The 16,827-nt window shown below is 43.7% G+C and carries 17 protein-coding genes; all 17 read left to right on the top strand.

Annotated elements, in window-relative coordinates; translation table 11 throughout:
- The 17 genes from AYW76_RS15260 to AYW76_RS15180 all read left to right on the top strand — a co-directional run bounded on the left by AYW76_RS15260 (window position 1) and on the right by AYW76_RS15180 (window position 16,827).
- Window positions 1–1,737: a hypothetical protein gene (locus AYW76_RS15260; protein WP_067222590.1), complete on the top strand. Its 1,737-nt coding sequence runs from the start codon at window positions 1–3 to the stop codon at window positions 1,735–1,737.
- 43 nt (window positions 1,738–1,780) lie between these two features.
- Window positions 1,781–2,080: an STAS domain-containing protein gene (locus AYW76_RS15255; protein WP_067222587.1), complete on the top strand. Its 300-nt coding sequence runs from the start codon at window positions 1,781–1,783 to the stop codon at window positions 2,078–2,080.
- A gap of 17 nt (window positions 2,081–2,097) precedes the next feature.
- Window positions 2,098–3,792 (top strand): fused response regulator/phosphatase, encoded by a 1,695-nt coding sequence (locus tag AYW76_RS15250; protein ID WP_067222584.1) that lies wholly within the window; start codon window positions 2,098–2,100, stop codon window positions 3,790–3,792.
- Between the two features lie 47 nt (window positions 3,793–3,839).
- Window positions 3,840–5,714, top strand: a complete 1,875-nt coding sequence (locus AYW76_RS15245) for a flagellar hook-length control protein FliK (RefSeq protein ID WP_067222581.1) — start codon at window positions 3,840–3,842, stop codon at window positions 5,712–5,714.
- Window positions 5,715–5,806: 92 nt separating this feature from the next.
- On the top strand, window positions 5,807–6,328 hold the full coding sequence (locus tag AYW76_RS15240; protein ID WP_067222578.1) for a flagellar basal body-associated FliL family protein: 522 nt from the start codon (window positions 5,807–5,809) through the stop codon (window positions 6,326–6,328).
- Between the two features lie 9 nt (window positions 6,329–6,337).
- Complete coding sequence (gene fliM, locus AYW76_RS15235; protein ID WP_067030777.1) at window positions 6,338–7,309, top strand: flagellar motor switch protein FliM; 972 nt, start codon at window positions 6,338–6,340, stop codon at window positions 7,307–7,309.
- A 14-nt stretch (window positions 7,310–7,323) separates the two neighbouring features.
- The gene (fliN, locus tag AYW76_RS15230) at window positions 7,324–7,785 is read left to right on the top strand and encodes a flagellar motor switch protein FliN (RefSeq protein WP_067030774.1); all 462 of its coding nucleotides are present in this window, start codon (window positions 7,324–7,326) and stop codon (window positions 7,783–7,785) included.
- Window positions 7,786–7,874: 89 nt separating this feature from the next.
- Window positions 7,875–8,180, top strand: a complete 306-nt coding sequence (gene fliO / locus AYW76_RS15225; RefSeq protein WP_231872630.1) for a flagellar biosynthetic protein FliO — start codon at window positions 7,875–7,877, stop codon at window positions 8,178–8,180.
- Entirely contained in the window at window positions 8,170–8,928 is a 759-nt protein-coding gene (gene fliP / locus AYW76_RS15220) for a flagellar type III secretion system pore protein FliP (RefSeq protein WP_197467839.1), read from the top strand. Before fliO ends, fliP begins: the two co-directional genes overlap by 11 nt.
- Window positions 8,929–8,930: 2 nt before the next feature.
- A complete protein-coding gene (gene fliQ / locus AYW76_RS15215) occupies window positions 8,931–9,200 on the top strand; it encodes a flagellar biosynthesis protein FliQ (RefSeq protein WP_067222572.1) in 270 nt (89 codons plus the stop codon).
- A complete protein-coding gene (fliR, locus tag AYW76_RS15210; protein WP_067222569.1) occupies window positions 9,200–9,982 on the top strand; it encodes a flagellar biosynthetic protein FliR in 783 nt (260 codons plus the stop codon). Before fliQ ends, fliR begins: the two co-directional genes overlap by 1 nt.
- Window positions 9,975–11,114 (top strand): flagellar biosynthesis protein FlhB, encoded by a 1,140-nt coding sequence (gene flhB, locus AYW76_RS15205; protein WP_067222565.1) that lies wholly within the window; start codon window positions 9,975–9,977, stop codon window positions 11,112–11,114. Before fliR ends, flhB begins: the two co-directional genes overlap by 8 nt.
- Window positions 11,115–11,167: 53 nt before the next feature.
- Window positions 11,168–13,261 (top strand): flagellar biosynthesis protein FlhA, encoded by a 2,094-nt coding sequence (gene flhA, locus AYW76_RS15200; protein ID WP_067222562.1) that lies wholly within the window; start codon window positions 11,168–11,170, stop codon window positions 13,259–13,261.
- Between the two features lie 128 nt (window positions 13,262–13,389).
- Window positions 13,390–14,736, top strand: coding sequence for a flagellar biosynthesis protein FlhF (flhF, locus tag AYW76_RS15195; RefSeq protein ID WP_231872629.1), 1,347 nt, complete (start codon window positions 13,390–13,392; stop codon window positions 14,734–14,736).
- A 117-nt stretch (window positions 14,737–14,853) separates the two neighbouring features.
- A complete protein-coding gene (locus tag AYW76_RS15190; RefSeq protein ID WP_067222556.1) occupies window positions 14,854–15,573 on the top strand; it encodes an RNA polymerase sigma factor FliA in 720 nt (239 codons plus the stop codon).
- A 57-nt stretch (window positions 15,574–15,630) separates the two neighbouring features.
- Window positions 15,631–16,011: a chemotaxis response regulator CheY gene (locus tag AYW76_RS15185; RefSeq protein ID WP_425643020.1), complete on the top strand. Its 381-nt coding sequence runs from the start codon at window positions 15,631–15,633 to the stop codon at window positions 16,009–16,011.
- 9 nt (window positions 16,012–16,020) lie between these two features.
- Window positions 16,021–16,827 carry a protein phosphatase CheZ gene (locus tag AYW76_RS15180; protein ID WP_067222552.1) on the top strand — a complete coding sequence of 269 codons (807 nt, stop codon included), beginning with the start codon at window positions 16,021–16,023 and terminating at the stop codon, window positions 16,825–16,827.

Raw genomic sequence — 16,827 nt, 5'->3', positions numbered from 1 at the left:
ATGGACGCAACCACTTCAACTCATGCTGCATTTGATAAACGTCGAGTGCGCTTTTCAGACTGGATAGTTCAGTATGCGGTGCTGTTTATTCTGTTATTTACAGGTTTGCTTGTAGGAACATATTTCGCTGCAAATGAACGCTTACAGGAATCTCAGCGTTCTGCAAATGAGCTGCATGACATTACCTACCAAACCTTAGAGTTGATGGCGCGGTGGCGAGCAATATCCGCAGATCAAGGTTCCGTTTATATTCCTGAGTTGTTACAGCGAGAGCGATCTCTAGGGCAGCGATTACGTGAATACAGTTCTGAGATTGTTAGCTTACCCAGTGCACCCGTTACGATTTCTCAATTTACGGTAGCAGAGCAAATCCAATTAGCATTGAGTCGATTGTCTCAAATTAAGCAAATTGCAGCGGAGCGTAGCTCACGACTAGGAAACATAGACTTGTTGCATCACCCTTATGTCATGCTTCTTTCTGCTGGGTGGTGTTTGTTGCTGATATACCTGATTTGGGGATGGCGTCGAGTGCTGCTAGATAGACGCGTAGCATTAAGCTTTTTTCACTCGCAGATTGATCGCGCGCAGTCGGGAGTTCCCATTTCTGTGCCTGTTTTGCGCAGTGATGAATTTGGTGACTTTGCTCGCTATTTTGATAGTTTTTTAAACGGTGTTAATTCTGATTTTTTGACCCAAAAAGCTTTTGCTCAGCTTTATCAATCGGCTATGTCGTCTTCTTTATCGCTTAAATTGTTGGTTAGTGAGAGTGGAGAAATTCTTAGTGTCAGTGAGGGGATGTCAGAGTTGTGGGTGCTTGAATCTGAATCCTTATCGGACTTTTTAGGGGTCGATGTCCATCTTTCCAATTTGGAAGGCGAAGTGCTTTCTAAGGATTTGATTGAAAGTAATACTATAGCGCCTAAGCGAGTAGGAAAGAGAAACTATGAGGTGCGCTGTACAAAAATTACAACCTGTAAGCAGTATGGTTATTTAGTCGAACTGGTTCAACTTGAGTCTCATGCAGAGCTTAGAGTGCTGGAGGCAACGTTGAGTTTAATGGCTAATGACGTGTGGGATGCCCCGGTTAGAATTTTGGATGACTCCTCGCCGTACTGTAGCTTTTCCAATAAATTGGAAGCAAATCGTAAGCAAGTGATCGATTTTCTTACGCGTTCTAATGTCTTGGTAAATAACTGTGACAAAGAATATCCCAAGATTACCAAACTGCAACAGTTGTCAGAGTGGCTCGTTGCTAAACTCAATAGCAATGAAGTCGAGACGAATGAGAGCCTTGAAAGTCAAAATATGCTCGCTTCAGAAATAGAAGTAAGTAAGCAAGATTTTTTGCTGGTGAGAGAGCATATAGAATATCGCTTTGAGTTATACGAAGCCTATTTACAGCAATTAGCTGGGTGGCAGGCGTCTCAAAATACGTGGGTTGCAGTGGTAAATGAAGGTCTAATAAACACTAAAGAAGCGATTTTAAACTTGCTGAGCATAGTGCATACAGAGCCTTCAAGTGCGAGTGTTATAGAACACAGCGTCATTGATTTAGCCCACGATATAGATACTGTGTTAACTGAAATCCTAGACTCAAAGCCTGCTCCTGGTGACTTGAAGCTGGAGCATATTAAGAGTACTGAATCAGACTTAATGCGCCGCCTAAACGATGTGCAGTCAAAGTTAGATTATGTTTCGGATTTAGCGAGTAAGAAAAAACTCCTCTCTCATCAATAACTTAAAATCATTTTTTTGGCCCAAAGTTTGTGAGGCGTGATGTATGATTATTAGTCAATTTGATGAAAAGGCAAATACGGCGACCTTAGTCATAAAGGGACGTTTTGACTACGCCTGCCAGCAAGCGTTTCGAGATGGCTTTAGTCGTCATCCGAAAGGCACTGATTTTATCGTAGATTTGAAAGATGTAAGCTATATTGATAGTTCTGCTTTAGGCATGTTGTTATTACTGCGTGACCATGCAGGAGGTGACGGCGCAACGATAGAATTAAAAGGCGCATCTGACTTTGTGGGTAGTGCTTTAAAAATGGCAAGGTTTGAACGTCTGTTTTCATTTGCGTAATGATTTTCGGAGCGGCTATGAAGGAACAAAAGCTAACTATACTTGTCGCGGATGACAACCCCTCTGATAGAATGTTACTCGAAACCATGCTAAGCCAGCTGGGGCATGTGGTTGTGACGGCTGAAGACGGCCAAGACGCTGTCGATTGCTTTGATCCGGATAAAATCCAACTGGTATGTCTAGACATTAAAATGCCTCGTAAAGACGGTTGGGAGGCAGCCATTGAAATTCAAGAAAAAGCTCAAGAAAGACTTGTTCCAATTGTCTTCTTATCGGGCATTTCTGATCCTGCTGTGCTGCAAAATTGCTTAGATGTTGGAGCTACTGACTTCATATCTAAGCCTTACAACCCCACTTTGGTTTCCGCTAAACTAAATGCTATTGCACGATTGTTGGTATTGCAAAATGCCTTGTCTGAGCAGCGCGATGAATTGTCACTGTTAAACCAGCAAATGGTTCATGACCAAGAAGTGGCAAAAATGGTTTATGAGCGTATTACTCATTCAAATTGTTTATCTGACAGAGCACTTTCCACGCTTCATCATGGTAGCCATATTTTTAATGGCGATGTTATTTTGGCAGCTTATAAGCCCAATGGTGGCATGCATCTATTGCTTGGGGACTTTACTGGGCATGGCTTATCTGCCGCGATAGGCGCTTTGCCATTAGCAGACATTTTCTTCGACTGGACGGAGAAAGGGTTTGTTATGCGTCAGATCCTTCCTGAAATCAATAAGCGATTACATACGATATTGCCGCCAAACATGTTTTGTGCAGCGGCCTTTATTGATATTAATACGCACAATCGTACTGTTGCTGTGTGGAATGCAGGCTTACCCGATTTGCTGTACTTTTCTGCAGATGAAACCCTACCAAAATTGATTAGCTCTGACTCATTGCCTCTAGGAATACTAAATGAGCATGAATTTGAAGCCAATATCGATATGTTTTCCTACGAGCCAGGGGATTACTTTATCGCTTTTACAGATGGGGTTTACGAGGCCAGAAGCAAAGATAATAAGATCCATTACAATAGCGCTTTAAATCCTCTATATGAAGGCCAAGTGAAAGGTAGTCCTTTTGAATGGTTGGAAAAAATGCTGCATGATGAAGGCATTCTTGAAAATCCCCACGATGATATTTCTGTGCTCGGAATAGATTTGTCTCTGGCATTGGATAATAGTCCACAATCTCAATCCTTAGCTCAAGGACGAAGTTTTAATGCCCCCGCTAGTTTCGTATTTTGTTATGAACTGCATGCGGACTCGTTAAAGAATACCGATCCTTTGCCTTACTTATTGCAGATATTAACAACCGTTCCTGAGCTTAATAAACGCTCTAGCGAGGTGTTTATGATCCTTTCTGAGATGTATTCTAATGCTTTGGAGCATGGCATTCTTAATCTAGATTCAAAGCTAAAATCGACTGTAGAAGGGTTTGCTGAGTATTACTCCTTAAGAGAATCTAAACTCGAGCAGTTACTAGAAGGCAAGGTTGTTATTGATGTGAAGGTGACTGCAGAGCAAGGGGAAGGCTGTTTATGTTTAACAATGTCGGACAGTGGTAAAGGTTTTGATACCTCTAATTTGCAATTGAACGATTTTGATCATGATCGACCTTTTAATAGAGGATTAAGTTTGATTAATCAGCTTTGTAATAAAGTCGAGCTGTCGGACGATGGCACTAAAATTTCTATTATTTATACTTGGTAAACTTGGCCTCCTATTTGCAGTAATATTGCGAATAGTGGAGGTTGCCCATGATTAATAGCCCATCTTTATCCGTCGTATCGACGACTCCCAAGGTTGCAAAAACGTCTTCGTCATCTCAAGGTAACGCTGGCAGTGACTTTGGCTCTGTTCTTGATGCAACGAATCGGCCATATAGTGCTGATAGAACATCTAAATCAAGTTCAGTAGCGTCCGATAAAAACCAGCAAATTCAAAGCTCTACGGATTCTAGTGTGACGGTAGATGGTACGCAGAAAACTGGGGAAGCAGAACCTCATAGCGTTCAATCAAAGCCGCAAGACAAGGAAGCAAAAGAGATTGAACAGCCAGTTAAGACTGATGGGGGGGAATCTGTTGATCAAGATAAGGTCGGGGCAGATTCATCTGAGCTTTCGCCTGTCGATAAGGACGGCAAAGAGCGGCAAACGGATGGGCAAGCCGTTGCAGTAGATGGCTCTGTGATGGGAGACTCCACCCAAAGCTCACGTTTGGATACTGCTTCAGGTGTTATCCAGCCATCACCTCAAACAAGTGACGAACAGCTATCGCAAGAGGACAGTGCTGACCAAAATAGTGTAGATGAGATGAATGTTTCGTCAGAAGGCGAAGGTACATCTACTCTTCCAAAAGAGTACGACACTTCCACTGAAATAAAAAATACTCAGCTATCTGAAGATTCCTCTGAATCGGAAGGCGGCAAGACTTCTCAGTTGGATACGGGGTCATCTAATGTTGAGGATGGGGAAAACACGTTAAGTAATCCAATCAATCAAGCAAATGATAATGCCCATTCTAGCAATGATGTTCAAAAGAAAGTCTCTGAAGAAAACCAATTAGAGTTAGATGGCTCAGTTGCTTCCTCTAACAGCGGTGTTATCTCTGATGCAACCTTTCAAGAAGGGTTACCATCAGAGGTGGCAACCGAAACTACAGCAGCGGTTGCTGATGATGTCATTCATCTACAAGGAAAAACACAAACAGGAAGTGAGAGTGTACTGCAAAGCGATCATACGGCTCCTCTTGATGCCGAGGTTGTAGCGATAAATCAAAGCGAAGCTGCTAATGAAAACATTGCGCCATTGAATGTGAGTGCTTCTTCGTCCGAAAACCTACGTTGGATGATGGAGCAACTGTCGAAAAAGGCTGAGCAAGCAACAAGCGGTTTAAATACGGCCCCCAATGCGATGAATGTATCTAAAAGCGCTTTATCGGGAGAGTCTTTAGCTGCTGCGCTTCAGGATGGCGATTTATCCGTGCTAATGGATAAGGACTTGATTGAACTTCCTAAAGACTTAAGCGAGTTAATGGGTGCTAAAAAAGCGCTTGAGCAAGCGGTGACTGGATTTAGCAGTCCATTGCAGCCTACCGGTCAGGGTCTTAATAGCCTGACTTCAGCCAATGCCCTTATGGGAGCGGCGACCGCTAACGCCCGCCCTGAAGGTGCTGCTGCCCAGTTAACAATGCATGCATCGCCTGATACGCAAGCTTGGTCTTCAGAGATGACATCTAAGGTGTCATGGGTGGTTAAAGAAGGGTTCAAAACCGCACATATACAATTAGATCCGCCTGAGTTAGGGAGCTTGACGGTAAAGGTCAGTATCGATCAAGATTCCAACACACACGTGAGCTTTATTGCCAGCTCGGCGCACGCGAAAGAAGCCCTTGAGGGGCAGATGCAGCGCCTTCGAGATATGTTACAGCAACAAGGCATGGACTTAGACTCAGTTGATGTGGAAGTCTCACAAGATAACGGACAAGCTTACGGCTCAGATGCATCTGATGGTCAAAATGGACAAGGAAAAGGGGGCGGAAACCTTGGCAATGACGATGTAGGAGATATGGATGGCTTGGAAAATGTGAGTTATGTATCGCCTGCAGAACAAGGGATTGATTATTACGCGTAGAAAACCATGGTGATTCACTATAATCTTTGTAGAATAGTGGTCTTGCACATTCGTAGAATGTATTAGCTAATTTGCATGAACAAGGGTTGTATATGGCAGACGATGAATTAGACGTTGGCGCTGAAGAAGGGAAAAAGGGCGGCAAGAAAAAACTGATCATCATTATTGTTGTGGCGTTGTTGGTACTAGGTGGTGGCGGTGCCGCCGCGTATTTCTTTTTATTCAGTGGCGACGATACAGAAGAAGCCGCCGATGGTGAGGCGGCTTCAGCAGAAGAGATGGTTCAGTTGGATGGCCCTGCGATCTATTTAGACCTTGATCAAGCGTTTGTCGTTGATTTTATGGTATCTGGTAAGCAGCGTTACCTACAATTGAATATGACCCTTAAGTCCCGTGATCAAGGGCAAATCGATGCTGTTAAGTTGCATATGCCATTAATTAGAAACAGTCTTGTATTACTTTTCTCGAGTCAATCCTTTGAAGAGCTGCAAACCCTTGATGGTAAGCAGGCTTTGAAAGAAGCTTCTGTTGAAACGATCAACAGCATACTGACCCAAGAGACGGGTTTAGGTGGCATTGAAGATGTATTGTTCACAAACTTTGTGATGCAATAAGGACGATAAATGGCTGCGCAAGATTTATTATCCCAAGATGAGATTGATGCACTCTTACATGGTGCAGATGAAAAGCCTGAAGCGGATGATAACGCCGATGCAGGCGGTGTCTCATCCTATGATATTACCAGCCAAGAGCGAATTGTGCGTGGGCGAATGCCCACGCTTGAAATGATCAATGAGCGTTTTGCTCGCTATACACGTATAAGCCTATTTAACTTGCTACGCCGTACGGCCGATGTGTCATCGGGTGGGCTTCAAATAATGAAGTTTGGTGAGTACGTTCACACTTTGTATGTCCCAACCAGTTTGAATCTTGTTAAGTTTCGACCACTACGAAGCACGGCGTTATTTATTTTAGATGCTAAGCTGGTGTTTAAGTTGGTAGATAACTTCTTTGGTGGTGACGGCCGTCACGCTAAAATTGAAGGTCGAGAATTTACACCGACTGAGATTCGAATCGTTCAGTTGATGCTTGAGCAAGTATTTGTAGATTTGACTGAAGCTTGGGCGCCTGTTTTAAAAGTTGACCTTGAATACATTAGCTCGGAAGTGAATCCAGCGATGGCGAATATTGTAAGTCCGAGTGAGGTCGTTGTCGTCTCGACTTTTCATATCGAACTGGATGGTGGTGGTGGCGAGCTTCATATTACCTTGCCCTATTCAATGATTGAGCCAGTGCGAGAGTTGCTTGATGCAGGTGTTCAGAGTGACGTCGATGAGAAAGATGAACGCTGGGGAAAATCGCTAGAGCAAGATGTACAAGAACTTGATGTGAGTATCCAGGTTAATGTCGTTAACAAAAAAGTTAAACTGGGTGAAGTCATGAAGTTTAAAAAAGGGGATGTCATACCTATCGAGATGCCGGAATTAGTAACAGTTCGTGCTAATAACGTACCTACTTTTAAAGGTAAGCTTGGTGTGAGTAACGGATATTACGCCGTTGAAATGATTGAAAGCTGTAAGAACTCTAAGAATTAGTTAGGTCTAAAAAAATGGCAGAAGAAACAAACCCAGATGCGGAAGGAATGGACGCTGATTTGGCCGATGAATGGGCGGCAGCAATGTCTGAAGCGGGTGATGACGAAGGTGAGGGCGGTGACGTTGATGATGAATGGGCAGCCGCGATGTCTGAGCAGGAGGTTAAACCTGTTCAATTAGAAGAATTAGGTGGTGCGTCTGGAATGCCTGCTTTAAGCTCTGACATGGAGCTTATTATGGACATCCCCGTCACCTTGTCGATGGAGCTGGGCAGTACGGAAATAGCTATTCGTAACTTGCTGCAGTTAACACAAGGATCTGTTGTGGAGTTAGACCGTTTTGCTGGTGAGCCATTAGATGTGCTCGTAAACGGCACTTTGATTGCTCACGGTGAAGTGGTAGTGGTCAATGATAGATATGGCATCCGTTTAACCGATGTTGTAAGCCCTAGTGAACGTATTAAACGGTTGAAATAAACTTCTAAATGACGCGATATCTTATTCTATTATGTTCGTTTTTTATCTCGACAGGAGTGCTCGCGGAGCCTTTTTCTGGAGGGATGAAAATGGCTGATACGTCCTCTATTTGGCGTCTTTTTTTTGCTTTAGCTTTTTTAATAGCGCTGATCCCGTTGGTCATTTGGGGGTTAAAGCGTTTACAAGGGCTGCAACTTAAACTGTCGAAATCTGAAATTCAAATACTGGCATCGCAGTCAATTGGTACAAAAGAGAAGCTTATTTTGGTTGAAGTTCAGGGTAAGCGAATGCTGCTCGGCGCGACGGCTAATAGCATTACCTGTTTAAGTGAGTTTGATTCGACTGGCAACCAGTTCGCCGAAATGATGAATGAGCAGCTAACTAATGAGAAGTAAGATTTTAATGCTGCTAAGATGGTTGTTGATTACGCTTTCTTTGCTGCCTCTTTTTGTTTGGGCTGATCAAGGGTTGCCAGCGGTCTCTGTCATTACCAATCCAGATGGTAGCCAAGAATATTCGGTAACTTTGCAAATTCTGTTCATCATGACAGCACTAACGCTGCTGCCGTCAGCGTTAATTATGATGACATCATTTACTCGTATCATTATAGTCTTGTCGATTCTCCGCCAAGCAATAGGTTTACAGCAGTCACCGTCGAACCAAATAATGTTAGGTATGGCCTTATTCCTAACGCTGTTTATTATGACACCCACGCTTGATGAAATTAATGCGGTGGCTCTACAGCCTTACTTAAATAATGAAATGACCTCCCTTCAAGCAGTAGAGGCAGCTTCTAAGCCTGTGCGCGAGTTCATGTTGGCGCAAACCCGTGAGGATGACGTGGCGTTATACGTCAAGTTAGCAGGTAAAGAAGGTCAAATTGATTCGTTAGATACGCTACCATTCACCATATTGATGCCCGCCTTTGTCACTAGTGAGTTAAAAACGGCGTTCCAAATTGGTTTTATGTTATTTATCCCATTTTTGATTGTTGATATGGTCGTTGCCAGTGTATTGATGGCGATGGGTATGATGATGCTTTCTCCAGTGATCATTTCGTTACCCTTTAAAATTATGCTGTTTGTAATGGTAGATGGCTGGTCTATGATTATGGGAACGTTAGCCGCTAGTTTTGGAATTTAGTCATGGATCCTCAAATTGTTCTGGATTTGTATGGGCAAGGCTTTTATTTGATCGTCATTATTGTATCGGCATTAATGGTCCCTAGTTTGGTTGTTGGCTTAATCGTGAGTATCTTTCAGGCGGCAACTCAGATTAACGAGCAGACATTGACTTTTTTACCTCGTTTTATCGTCACTATTTTTGCCATTATGCATCTTGGGCCGTGGGTTTTAACAAGCCTGACAGATTTTTTTACGCAGTTGTTTATTGATATTCCCATGATGATTGGCTGATGCTGGAATTAAACCCTGATCAATTAATGGCATTAGCTGTCAGCTTCTTATTGCCTTTTTTTAGAATTGGGGCTTTTTTAATGGCGTTGCCATTATTTGGCAGTAAACTTGTAAGTATCCGTGTTCGTCTGCTTTTTGCCTTCGTTATTTCTATCATTGTGACGCCTATAGTCACAGTGCCTAGCTATGACCCAATCTCACCGGCCTTTATCTTACTGATTGCTGAACAGCTTATTGTCGGTATTGTCCTGGGTTTCGTTGTAACGGTTTTATTTCAGATATTTTCTTTAGCAGGTCAATTAGCAGCAATGAAAGCGGGGCTTGGTTTTGCCATGTCTAATGATCCCGCAAACGGCATTACTGTTGCTACAGTGGGCCAATATTATATGACGATGGCGGGGCTGGCTTTTTTGGGAACAAACGGTCATCTTGTGATGATCGAGTATTTGGTGAGCAGCTTTGATTATTGGCCGATTGGTAGTGGCTTTGACAGTCAGCGTTATTGGGATGTGTTGCAGCTGGGTAGCTGGCTATTTGAGAAAGGGTTGTTGATGGTTCTTCCGCTTGCTGTGGCCACTCTTATTATGAACGTATCATTTGGTGTTGTAGCAAAAGCATCGGCTCAATTGAATGTCTTCGCACTTGGCTTCCCAATTATTATGCTGTTCTCGCTGGTCTTTATTTGGATTATGCTGGAAGACTTTTTGGATATCTACCGGTTGTTTTTTCAGGAAATGACGACTTGGTTACAAGAGACGTGGGGGATCAGCAGTAATGGCTGAGAACGAAGACGGTACAGAAAAAACCGAAGACGCCAGTGCCAAAAAACTCGAACAGGCAAGAGAAAAGGGCAATGTCGCCCGCTCTAAAGACCTAAGTAGTGCTGTTTTATTGGTTGTGGCGGCATTTTCAATGTACATGATCGGCATGTTGATTGTGGATGATTTGACGCGACTTTATGCTTTTAATTTTTCTTTGGCGCGTGAAGATTTATTTGATAAGGCTATGATGATTCACCATTTGTATGTGTCGATCATGGCTGCAATGGACTCTATTACTGTTTTCATGGTGATTGTTGCGGTGGCAGGGGTCATTGGTAGTGTTGCTTTGGGTGGTTTTAACTTTTCGTTTGAAGCAATCACCCCAAAACTATCAAAAATGAACCCTATTACGGGTATCAAACGAATGTTCTCTGTCCAGTCGCTGGTAGAACTTGGTAAGTCTATTTTGAAAGTGGCACTGGTAGGGACCGCAGCCTATTTCGTATTGCGTTACTATATTCCTACGTTAACCGGACTGACTTTTGAGACAACTGGAACGGCATTAAATCATGCGATTGAGGTATTGATTTGGGCGTTTATCTTGGTGTCCTCCTCACTTATTATTATCGCCGCTGTTGATGTGCCTTTCCAAGCTTGGCAACACAAAGATAAACTGAAGATGACCAAGCAAGAAGTTAAAGATGAGTATAAAAATGCGGAGGGTGACCCTCAAGTAAAAGGCCGCATACGCCAGTTACAGCGACAGGCTGCGATGCGCCGTATGATGTCAGATGTACCCCAAGCCGATGTTATTATTACTAACCCGACACATTATTCTGTAGCGTTAAAATACGATCAAGCTAATGGTAAGGCGCCGGTCCTGCTGGCGAAGGGGAATGATTTCATTGCCTTGAAGATTCGAGAGATAGGCAATTACTACGATATCCCTGTGATACAATCGCCAGAATTAACCCGTGCGGTTTACAGGCATACTGAAATTGGGGATGAAATTCCAGAGGGGTTGTTTCAAGTGATTGCTCAGTTGCTGGCTTATGTCTATCAAATTAGAATGGCCCGAACGGGAGAGAAGCCTCCTGAGCGTATGCCGCAATTAGAAGTACCAGAAGAATTTCAATGGAACGGGGAGCGCTGATTTGATGAACCGAGGTATGAGTGGAATTTGATCGCCAACGATTAGGTGGGCAAATGAAAGGCATTCTAAGTGGTAACTTAGGTGTTCCTTTTATTCTCTTGGCACTGCTTGCCATGATGATATTGCCACTGCCACCTTTTCTACTTGATGTTCTATTTACCTTTAATATTGCGTTAGCGATAGTGGTTCTATTGGTGGCTGTATATTCCATGCGACCATTAGATTTTGCTGTTTTTCCAACGATTTTGCTGATTTCAACCTTGATGCGACTGGCGTTGAATGTCGCATCGACCCGGGTTGTGCTGTTGAATGGTCATGAGGGTGGCGATGCCGCCGGAAAGGTTATTCAAGCCTTTGGCGAAGTGGTGATTGGTGGTGACTACGTTGTGGGTTTTGTGGTTTTTGCCATCTTGATGATCATCAACTTTGCCGTGGTGACGAAAGGTGCAGGGCGTATCTCGGAAGTAAGTGCCCGATTTACGCTGGACGCTATGCCTGGTAAGCAAATGGCGATTGATGCGGATTTGAATGCTGGCATGATTGACTCTGATCAAGCTAAGCAGCGCCGTGATGAAATAGCGGCTGAAGCGGAATTTTACGGTTCGATGGATGGTGCGTCGAAGTTTGTGAAAGGTGATGCCGTCGCCGGCCTGATGATTTTAGGTATTAATATTATTGGTGGTCTGGCCATTGGTATGGCGCAGCATGGCCTATCATTTGTGGAAGCTGTTCAAGTCTACTCTCTTCTGACAATTGGTGATGGACTTGTTGCTCAGTTGCCTTCTTTAATGTTATCGACCGCGGCTGCGATCATGGTTACTCGTGTTAATGAAGCGGGTGATATGGGGCAGCAAATTTTTGGTCAGATGTTTGCCTCATCTAAAGCGCTTTATGTGGCAGCGGGCATTTTAACGATAATGGGCGTCGTACCTGGCATGCCTCATTTTTCGTTTCTATCATTGGCCGCGTGTGTTGCAGGTGGTGCTTACTATATTGAATACCGCAAGAAGATAAAAGCCCAAACAAAAACAGCCTCCAAAGGGGCTAGCAAAGGCGATTCTAGTGGGGCTCAGCCCCCCGCTGAAAGCAAAGACTTGAGCTGGGACGATGTTGCGCCAGTGGATATGCTTGGCTTAGAGGTCGGCTATCGTCTGATACCTCTTGTCGACAAAAGCCAAGGTGGGGAGCTGCTTTCGCGAATCAAAGGTGTTCGTCGAAAGTTGTCCCAAGAACTGGGTTTTTTAGTGCCTAGTGTGCACATACGAGACAATTTAGATTTGATGCCTAATGCATACCGAATTACCTTAATGGGGGTGAGTCTTGCGGAGGCAGAAGTGCACCCCGATAAAGAATTGGCGATCGATCCAGGTCAAGTGTTTGGTAAGGTAGATGGTATTCCTGGTAAAGACCCATCATTTGGTTTGGATGCTATCTGGATTGATACAAAGAAGCGCGACCAAGCGCAAACCTATGGTTATACCGTGGTGGATGTGAGTACGGTTGTGGCGACGCATATTAACCAAGTGATGCAGAAGCATGCATTTGAGTTGATCGGCCATGATGAAGTTCAGCAATTGCTTGGTTTGCTTAAGCAACATAACCCTAAATTAGCAGAAGAGTTAGTGCCCAATGCTGTGCCTTTAAGTGTGTTGCTAAAAGTGCTGCAAAACCTGTTACAAGAAAATGTTCCGCTTAGAGATATGCGTACTATTGCCGAAGCAATTATGGGTGTACAGCCAAAATCACAAGATCCGATGATCTTAACGTCAGCCGTACGTACAGCGTTGTCACGCATGATTATGCAATCATTGGCTGAAGGTGTCGAAGAAGTGCCGGTTATGACACTGGATCCTCAGCTTGAAAAGATGCTTATGCAAACGGTTCAGCAAAGCCAGCAATCTGGAATTAAAAATGAAGAAGCGCTTATTCTTGAGCCTCAAATGGCAGAGCAGTTACAAAAGTCTTTCCGTGAACATGCAGAGCAACAAGAAGCAATGGGAAATGCGCCCATACTCATTGTATCGGCTCCCATAAGACCTATGTTGGCTCGTTTTATGCGTTATGGTGGCGTTGGAATGTCTGTGCTTTCCTATCAAGAGGTGCCTGATAACAAGCGAGTGACGGTGGTCGCTGTCATTGGCCAGTGAATTAAGGAAAAGCATTGATTTTCTAGCTATATTTATGAAAACCTTTCGGGTAAGCTATGGATTTGTATGCATAAATAGACTTAAAGGACTGGTATTAAATGCAGTATAGGCGGTTTAGAGCTCCCGATATGCAAAAGGCGATACGTAAGATACGTGAAGCCGTCGGGCCTGATGCTGTCATTATGTCCAATAAGCGTCTGCCAAGTGGTGAAGTTGAAATCGTCATTGCAATCGATTATGACGGTTCGATGACGCCTAGTGCAAACCACAAACCAGACCCAGTACAGCGCAAAGCTCCCCAGCAGCCGACAACGCCAGAGCCTAGTGCGCATTACAAAGAGCGTCTAGAGCAGGCACGTGGTATGGCTCCGCAATCTTCAAAGCCTAAGGGGGACGTGTATGAAGTCTTTGATGATGTCGCTCCGCCTAAACAAAAACCTGCGAAAAATCATTACGTTGATGATTACGCCCCCACATCAAACAACTATGAATCTGATCCTGAGCCTTCTATTCAAGAAGATCTATCCTTAAGGAATCATGTTCGGGAGCGCCCGTCACCTGACGAAGAGAAGCTTCGAGCTATGGAAAAAGAGCTCGAGCAAGTTCGTCGGCTATTAGAGCAGACTCAACAAGATAATCAGCAAGTTGTGGCTCAAGCTTCTGCCGCCAAAAGACAAACCTACGATCAGCGGCTTCAAGAACAATTAACAACGTTAGGGTTATCAGAGAAAGTCATTGATAAAATCATGTCGGATTTGTCGTTGACCGGAAGAGAGGAAGACTGGAAAAAAGCGCTTTCTCATTTGGCCGACAGTATTCCTATACGCTCTACAGCAGAGGCTTTCAGTGGTTGCATTGCATTTATGGGGCCGACTGGGGTGGGGAAAACCACGACAATAGGCAAAATTGCTGCTCAGTATGTTTTAAAATACGGTTCTAATAATGTGGTATTAATTACTACGGACACCTATCGTATAGCGGCCCATGAACAGCTTCGTACGTTCGGACGAATTTTAAATGTCCCTGTTGAGGTCGTGAATGAGTACACTGATTTGAATGAAGTGTTAGATAAGTATTCAGATTACTCGCTAGTGCTTGTTGATACAGCGGGTATGAATCCAAGGGATCAAAACCTTGAGCGACAGCTTGCTATGATGAAAAGAGCGCGTGGGTATTTAAAGAAATTGTTGGTTTTACCCTGTACAAGTCAGCGTCAGGTGTTAAAGACTGTTGTAGATGTCTATTCTCAGATACAGTTAGACGGTTGTGTTTTAAGTAAAATTGACGAATCAGCTTCCCTAGGTGAAGCGATTAGTGTTGTTATTGAAGAAGGCTTGCCGGTTATGTATGTTGCATATGGTCAGCGAATTCCCGACGATATAGAACCTGCACGAGCGCACAACTTAGTCAGTCGTGCGGTGTATACTGCTGAGCAGTTTGGGCAGCTCTATGGGTCACTGAAGTATGGGAGTTAGTAAAAATATGTTATTTGGCAGAGCACTACAGCGAACTATATAGTACATTTAAGTTTGTACGCTCTCGGATAATAAATTTAGAGTTGTAGCATATCAAGACGCGAAGATGGATGTAGCATGTACACAAAGAAGGCGACGTTATCGATTGATGCGATTGTGCTGAAATATGATTCTCTAGTGAAAAAAATCGCTTATCATCTGTTGGCTAGATTACCAAGCAGTGTTGATATCGATGATTTGATTCAAGCTGGGATGATGGGACTTATTGAAGCCTACAAGCGATTTGAATCGACTAAAGGTGCTTCATTTGAAACCTACGCAGGCATTCGTATTCGTGGCTCCATGATGGATGAAGTGCGTAAAAGTGATTGGGCGCCGCGTTCGGTAAGACGAAACAGTAGAGCCGTGGCGAGTGCCATTCGCGAAGTAGAGTCGTTCAGTGGTCGTGAAGCAACAGACCTTGAAGTTGCGGCTCACATGGACATTAGTATTGACGAATATCATGATATTTTGCATTCGTCTATGTCGACCCAGTTGTTTAGTTATGAAGAAATGTTGGATAGTGAAACAGGTAGCCATGAGCTTGATATTAAAGTAGATGGTCATACCAGTCAGCCTGATCACTTAGTAGAAGAAGCTGGCTTCCAAATACATCTTGCTCAAGAGATAGAACGATTACCAGAGCGTGAAAAATTGGTTCTTTCGCTCTACTATAATGATGAATTGAATTTAAAAGAAATTGGTGCCGTATTGGGCGTTAGTGAATCGCGTGTCAGTCAAATACACAGTCAAGCGGCGATGCGTTTACGCTCTCGACTCACGGATTGGCAGGATTAATTACTATGATAGAAATGACTTTACCTAAGGGTTGTGGAGGTTGCATTGGATAAAAATATGAAAATCCTGATTGTTGATGATTTCTCAACGATGAGACGAATCATCAAAAATCTACTGAGGGATTTAGGATTTACCAATACAGTCGAAGCGGATGATGGAACGACTGCACTGCCTATTCTCCAAACAGGCACAATTGATTTTCTTGTGACTGATTGGAATATGCCTGGAATGACAGGTATTGAGTTGCTTCGCGCTGTTCGTGCTGACGAAAAACTAAAAACTACTCCTGTCTTAATGGTAACTGCGGAAGCGAAACGCGATCAGATTATCGCAGCTGCTCAAGCTGGGGTGAATGGCTATGTTGTTAAGCCTTTTACCGCAGTGGCCTTAAAGGAAAAGATTGAAAAGATTTTCGAACGTATTGATTCCGCAAAATAGGGGCTGTAAATGTCTAGTGAAAACGAGTCAAAACTTGGAGAGTTCGAAACTGTTGTAAAAGATGGTGCCGTAGACTTGCTCAACAAAATTGAAGTCGGTGACTTTAGTGGTGCGATCAAGATTATCCAAGAGTTGAGCGAGGCTCGGCATAATAGCTTTTACAATGAGGTTGGTTATCTGACACGCAGCTTGCACGATGCGATTCGTGATTTTCAGCTCGATTCAGTGGAAATGATGGTGCAAAGCGGTGCGGCCCCAGCGGGTGCTGATAAGGATTCTCCGACGCGTATAACGGATGCGTCAGATCGCTTGAATTACGTGATCGAAATGACCAGTTCTGCTGCGAATAAAACCATGGATATGGTCGACAGTAGTGTACCTGTTGCAAGTGAACTGCAAACCCAAGCTAAAGCGTTACATAAAGATTGGAGCCGATTGATACAGCGAGATCTTACGCCACAAGAGTTTCGCGATTTGTATAAGCGAATTGATGCATTCTTGAAGCTTACCGATGAAAGTGCCACAACCTTGCATGACAACCTTAATACCATACTGTTAGAACAAGGTTACCAAGACTTAACAGGACAAGTAATTACACGAGTTAACGAACTGATACGTGACGTAGAGGAACGTTTAGTCCATCTTGTATCTGTTGCGGGTAGAGTTGACAGTATCTCTGGTATGGAGCATGAGGCAGAGAACAAGGAACGTGACGACGATCGAGGCCACGGGCCAGCGATTAATAAGAATGATAACCCTGAAGTACTGAATAACCAAGACGAAGTCGACGATTTGCTTTCGAGTCTTGGTTTTTAA

Source organism: Marinomonas gallaica, assembly GCF_001639745.1.
In the GTDB taxonomy this organism is placed as follows: Bacteria; Pseudomonadota; Gammaproteobacteria; order Pseudomonadales; family Marinomonadaceae; genus Marinomonas; species Marinomonas gallaica.
This window is presented reverse-complemented; position numbering and strand designations above follow the sequence as displayed.

Coding starts and splice junctions, on each gene's coding strand:
- AYW76_RS15260 (WP_067222590.1), top strand. CDS start 1: ATGGACGCAACCACTTCAACTCATGCTGCATTTGATAAACGTCGAGTG.
- AYW76_RS15255 (WP_067222587.1), top strand. CDS start 1,781: ATGATTATTAGTCAATTTGATGAAAAGGCAAATACGGCGACCTTAGTC.
- AYW76_RS15250 (WP_067222584.1), top strand. CDS start 2,098: ATGAAGGAACAAAAGCTAACTATACTTGTCGCGGATGACAACCCCTCT.
- AYW76_RS15245 (WP_067222581.1), top strand. CDS start 3,840: ATGATTAATAGCCCATCTTTATCCGTCGTATCGACGACTCCCAAGGTT.
- AYW76_RS15240 (WP_067222578.1), top strand. CDS start 5,807: ATGGCAGACGATGAATTAGACGTTGGCGCTGAAGAAGGGAAAAAGGGC.
- fliM (WP_067030777.1), top strand. CDS start 6,338: ATGGCTGCGCAAGATTTATTATCCCAAGATGAGATTGATGCACTCTTA.
- fliN (WP_067030774.1), top strand. CDS start 7,324: ATGGCAGAAGAAACAAACCCAGATGCGGAAGGAATGGACGCTGATTTG.
- fliO (WP_231872630.1), top strand. CDS start 7,875: ATGGCTGATACGTCCTCTATTTGGCGTCTTTTTTTTGCTTTAGCTTTT.
- fliP (WP_197467839.1), top strand. CDS start 8,170: ATGAGAAGTAAGATTTTAATGCTGCTAAGATGGTTGTTGATTACGCTT.
- fliQ (WP_067222572.1), top strand. CDS start 8,931: ATGGATCCTCAAATTGTTCTGGATTTGTATGGGCAAGGCTTTTATTTG.
- fliR (WP_067222569.1), top strand. CDS start 9,200: ATGCTGGAATTAAACCCTGATCAATTAATGGCATTAGCTGTCAGCTTC.
- flhB (WP_067222565.1), top strand. CDS start 9,975: ATGGCTGAGAACGAAGACGGTACAGAAAAAACCGAAGACGCCAGTGCC.
- flhA (WP_067222562.1), top strand. CDS start 11,168: ATGAAAGGCATTCTAAGTGGTAACTTAGGTGTTCCTTTTATTCTCTTG.
- flhF (WP_231872629.1), top strand. CDS start 13,390: ATGCAAAAGGCGATACGTAAGATACGTGAAGCCGTCGGGCCTGATGCT.
- AYW76_RS15190 (WP_067222556.1), top strand. CDS start 14,854: ATGTACACAAAGAAGGCGACGTTATCGATTGATGCGATTGTGCTGAAA.
- AYW76_RS15185 (WP_425643020.1), top strand. CDS start 15,631: ATGAAAATCCTGATTGTTGATGATTTCTCAACGATGAGACGAATCATC.
- AYW76_RS15180 (WP_067222552.1), top strand. CDS start 16,021: ATGTCTAGTGAAAACGAGTCAAAACTTGGAGAGTTCGAAACTGTTGTA.